The sequence below is a fragment of the Nocardioides sp. P5_C9_2 genome (genome assembly GCF_054049555.1).
In genome coordinates this window covers 1-4458 of record NZ_JBFUMD010000336.1, presented here as the reverse complement: position 1 = coordinate 4458, position 4458 = coordinate 1, and the positions used below count along the sequence as shown (strand labels likewise).

Below are 4458 nucleotides of genomic sequence, written 5' to 3'. Positions count from 1 at the left end.
CCCGGGAGACATCCGGGCCGACGACGTCGTGGTGGCGGCCTTCGCGCGCCTCGGCTGGGAGTGGGGTGGAACGTGGGTGTCGTCCCAGGACTTCCAGCACGTCGCCGCAGGCGACGATCGGTGGGGTGCCGCAGGCGACGATCGGTAGGCTGCCGCCATGGGCGAGCTGGAGGGGACGAACGTCCCGGGGGACCCGAGCCGGATGCGCATCTCGGACGCCGACCGGCACCGGGTGGCCGAGGTGCTGCGCGAGGCAGCGGGGGAGGGCCGGCTCGACCTGGACGAGCTCGACGAACGCCTCGAGCTGACCTTCGGTGCCAAGACGTACGCCGACCTGGTGCCGATCACGGCCGACCTCCACGTCGTGCAGCCCGCTCCGCCGGCCGCCCCGACGGTGCCGCTCGCGGGCGGTGCCCCCGTCGTCGGCCACGCGTCCTCGACCGCGATCATGGGCGAGTGCAAGCGCCGCGGCGTGTGGCTCGTCCCCGCCCACCACGCGGCGTTCACGCTGATGGGCAACATCACCCTCGACCTGCGGCAGGCGGTCCTGGCCACCCGGGAGGTCACGATCAACGCCAGCGCCATCATGGGCGAGGTCAAGATCCTGATCCCCGCGCACATGCACGCCGTGGTCGAGGGCACCCCGATCATGGGTGACTACGGCCAGGGCAAGGACAAGGTGGCGGCCGAGCTCGGCCCCGACTCGCCGACCGTCCGGGTCCGTGGCCTGGCGTTGATGGGCTCGGTCCAGGTCGTGCGGCTGCCGCCGCCGGGCACCCCGCGCAAGATGCTCGGCCACTACTGACCCGACGTACGACGAGGCCCGCCCCCCGAGATGCGGGGCGGGCCTCGTCGTACGCGGTGCAGCGCTCAGACCTCCTCGGCCGAGTGGATCTGCTCGCCCTGGTCGGCCATCTTCTCGGCCCGCGCCATGGCCTCGGGGTCCTCGCGCTCGGGGATCCGACCGGCCCGGGACTCGTCGACCGTCAGGCTCTCGCCGGTCGTGGGATCGAAGAGGTGGATCTTGGTCGCGTCCACCCAGATCTCGGCCTCGTCGCCCTCGGAGATGCGGCTGGCGCCGTCGAGGGACACGACGAGCTGGGTGCGCATCTGGTCGCCGTCGAGATCCCTCTCCAGCTGGGTGAGCTGCTCCTGGACCTCCGGGGGCGCCTCGAAGGGGATGTAGGCGAACGCCTCGTTGCCGAGCCACTCCACCACGTCCACCTTGGCCCGGAACGTCGAGCCCGCGGGGACGTCGTCCTTGACGGAGGCGTCCTCGAAGTGCTCGGGCCGGATACCGGCGATGAGCAGCCCCTTGCCCTGGGCTCGCTCGGCCCGCTCCCGGGGGATCTCCACCGTGCCGAACGGCAGCTTGACCGACGTGCCGTCGACCTCCGCGGGGAGGAAGTTCATCGGTGGGGAGCCGATGAAGCCGGCCACGAACAGGTTGCCCGGGTTGGTGTACAGCTCGCGCGGGGTGGCGAGCTGCTGGAGCACGCCCCGCTTGAGCACGGCCACCCGGTCGCCGAGGGTCATGGCCTCGGTCTGGTCGTGGGTGACGTAGACGGTGGTGATCCCCAGCCGCTTCTGCAGCCGCGAGATCTCGGTGCGCATCTGCCCACGCAGCTTGGCGTCCAGGTTGGACAGCGGCTCGTCGAAGAGGAACGCGTCCGCGTCGCGCACGATCGCTCGCCCCATGGCCACGCGTTGGCGCTGGCCGCCCGACAGGTTGCCGGGCTTGCGGTCCAGGTGCTCGTCGAGCTCCAGGGTCTTGGACGCGTTCCGGACCTTCTTGTCCACCTCGTCGTTCGAGGCCCCCGCCAGTCGCAGCGGGAAGGCGATGTTCTCGTAGACGGTCAGGTGCGGGTAGAGCGCGTAGTTCTGGAACACCATCGCCAGGTTGCGCTCCCGCGGCGCGAGGTCGTTGACCCGMTTGTCGCCGATCATCATGTCGCCCGAGGTGATGTCCTCGAGGCCCACGATCATCCGCAGCAGGGTCGACTTCCCGCAGCCCGACGGCCCGACGAGGATCATGAACTCCCCGTCGGCGACGTCGATGCTGATGTCGTTGACGGCGGGGAAGCCGTCGCCGTACTTCTTGACGATGTTCTTGATGTCAATGGCAGCCATGTGAGATCAACCCTTCACTGCGCCGGAGGTGAGCCCGGCGACGATCTTTCGCTGGAACAGCAGGACGATGATGATGATCGGGATCGTGACCACCACGGAGGCGGTGGCCAGCTGCCCGTACGGCGGGTTGAACGGGTCGGGTCCCACGAAGAACGACAGCTGCGCCGGCACGGTGCGCGACGCCGTGGTCGACGTGAGCGAGATGGCCAGCACGAACTCGTTCCACGCGAAGAAGAACGTCAGGATCGCGGCCGTGAAGACACCGGGAGCCGCCAGCGGGACGATCACCTTCCGGAACRCCTGCCACGAGGTCGCGCCGTCCACCTGGGCGGCCTGCTCCATCTCCCACGGGATCTCCCGGAAGAACGCCGACAGGGTCCAGATCGCCAGCGGCAGCGTGAACGACATGTAGGGGATGATCAGGCCGAGCCACGTGTCGAAGATGCCGACCGTGCGCCACAGGTCGAACAACGGGCCCACCAGCGCCACCACCGGGAACATCGCGATCGCGAGCGCGAGCGACAGCACGATCCGCTTGCCCTTGAACTCGAGCCGGGCGATGGCGTACGCCGCCAGCGTCGCGAGGATCACCGACAGGAACGTCGAGATCGCCGAGATGCCGAACGAGTTGATCAGCGAGTCCCTGAAGTCAGGGTTGTCCACGATGTCGCTGTAGTTCTGGAACGTCGGGTCGATGGGCAGGAACTGCGGGCTCCCCGTAGCGGTCTCCGTCGGGCCCTTGAAGGACATCGAGATGATCCACGCGACCGGCAGGAGGCACCACACGAGGATGAACAGGAAGCCCACCCAGGTGCCGATCTTGTTCTGGTGCTTGTTCATCAGCCCTCACCCCTCGCCTGTGCCAGATCGACCTTGAACAGCTTGACGATGCCGAACGCCAGGAGCAGCACCGAGATGAACAGCAGCACCGAGAGGGCAGACCCCATCCCGAGCTGCATCTGCTCGATCACCTGGCGGTAGGTGAGGAAGGAGATCGACTCGGTGTCCTGGGCGCCGCGGGTCATCACGTAGATGTTGTCGAAGATGCGGTAGGCGTCGAGGGCCCGGAAGAGCACCGCAACCATGATCGCCGCCCGCATGTTGGGCAGGATCACCTTCCACAACCGTTGCCACCAGGTGGCACCGTCGACCTGGGCGGCCTCGAGCATGTCCTCCGAGACCTGCGAGAGCCCGGCGAGCAGCAGGAGGGCCATGAACGGGGTGGTCTTCCAGATCTCGGAGACCATGATCGCGAACATGGCCGGCCAGTGGGAGCCGAACCAGTTGAAGTCGTCCGCGACGAACGGCAGCCAGCTGTTGACGAAGCCGTTGTTGAGCGAGAAGGCGAACTGCCAGGCGTAGCCCGAGACGACGGTGATGATGCCGTAGGGGATGAGGATCGAGGTGCGGATCGCGCCGCGGGCGAAGACGATCTTGTGCATCACCATCGCGAACGCGAAGCCGATGACCAGCTCGACCGCCACCGTGATCACCATGATGATCACGGTGTTCCAGGTGTCCTGCCAGAACAGGGGGTCGGTCAGGACCGTCGTGTAGTTGCTGATCCCCACGAACTCCCGGTCGTCCGGCGTCGTGAGCCTGTAGCGGAACAGCGAGAGGTACAGGGCCTGGAGCATCGGCCACGCGGTCACCAGCAGCATCATGATGACCGCGGGTGCGACGAGCCTCAGCCCGAGCCTGTTCTCGGCGACCGAGCGATCACTGGCGGGGGCCTTGGCGGCGCGACTGGTGTCCCGCTTGGAGTCGGGTGCGACGGCGGTGCTCATAGCAACGACTCTCCGTTCAGGATCTCTTCGATGAAGGTCTTGGACTCCTCCGGGGTCTGTTGACTGACCCCCGACGGCGGGTGCCAGGTGCTCTGGATGGCGCTGGACATGTCGCTCCAGTAGGGCGACACCGTGCGCGGTGCGGCCGTCTCGAGCGACTCCTGGAACAGGGCGATGAGCTCGGGCGGGAACAGGTCCTTGACCCCCTGCTCGTCGTAGCCGGCGGCGCTGGACGGCATGTTGCCGGTCAGCTCGGCGTTGAGGGCCTGGTTCTTGGGGCTGGTGAGGCACTCGAGCGCGTCGATGGCCTCCTTCTCGTTGTCCGTGGTCGAGCTGACGCCGATCCCGATCCCGCCGTAGGGCGGTCGGGACTGCTCGCCCTCGACGGTCGCCGGGTAGCGGGCGAAGCCGATGTCGTCCCCGAGCCGGTCGTCGCCGTAGTTGCCCCAGATGTCGGGACTGCTCGCCCTCGACGGTCGCCGGGTAGCGGGCGAAGCCGATGTCGTCCCCGAGCCGGTCGTCGCCGTAGTTGCCCCAGATG

5 protein-coding genes and 1 pseudogene are annotated in these 4458 nt (G+C 67.9%); 2 read left to right on the top strand and 4 right to left on the bottom strand.

Annotated features, from left to right (window positions below):
- Window positions 1-28 precede the first annotated feature (28 nt).
- Both ACXJKL_RS15435 and ACXJKL_RS15430 read left to right on the top strand, forming a co-directional pair.
- Window positions 29-148 (top strand): M15 family metallopeptidase, encoded by a 120-nt coding sequence (locus tag ACXJKL_RS15435; protein WP_457207918.1) that lies wholly within the window; start codon window positions 29-31, stop codon window positions 146-148.
- A gap of 9 nt (window positions 149-157) precedes the next feature.
- Window positions 158-805 (top strand): DUF1707 SHOCT-like domain-containing protein, encoded by a 648-nt coding sequence (locus ACXJKL_RS15430; protein ID WP_457207917.1) that lies wholly within the window; start codon window positions 158-160, stop codon window positions 803-805.
- 65 nt (window positions 806-870) lie between these two features.
- On the opposite strand, the gene ACXJKL_RS15425 is transcribed toward ACXJKL_RS15430, so the two are convergent.
- From ACXJKL_RS15425 to ACXJKL_RS15410, 4 genes and pseudogenes are all read right to left on the bottom strand, one after another.
- Window positions 871-2130, bottom strand: coding sequence for an ABC transporter ATP-binding protein (locus ACXJKL_RS15425; protein WP_457207916.1), 1260 nt, complete (start codon window positions 2128-2130; stop codon window positions 871-873).
- Between the two features lie 6 nt (window positions 2131-2136).
- Window positions 2137-2970: a carbohydrate ABC transporter permease gene (locus tag ACXJKL_RS15420; protein ID WP_457207915.1), complete on the bottom strand. Its 834-nt coding sequence runs from the start codon at window positions 2968-2970 to the stop codon at window positions 2137-2139.
- Entirely contained in the window at window positions 2970-3917 is a 948-nt protein-coding gene (locus ACXJKL_RS15415; RefSeq protein ID WP_457207914.1) for a carbohydrate ABC transporter permease, read from the bottom strand. The genes ACXJKL_RS15420 and ACXJKL_RS15415 overlap by 1 nt, the downstream gene beginning before the upstream one ends.
- Window positions 3914-4458, bottom strand: a pseudogene (locus tag ACXJKL_RS15410) (hypothetical protein); the annotation flags it as partial. The pseudogene ACXJKL_RS15410 and the gene ACXJKL_RS15415, both read right to left, overlap by 4 nt.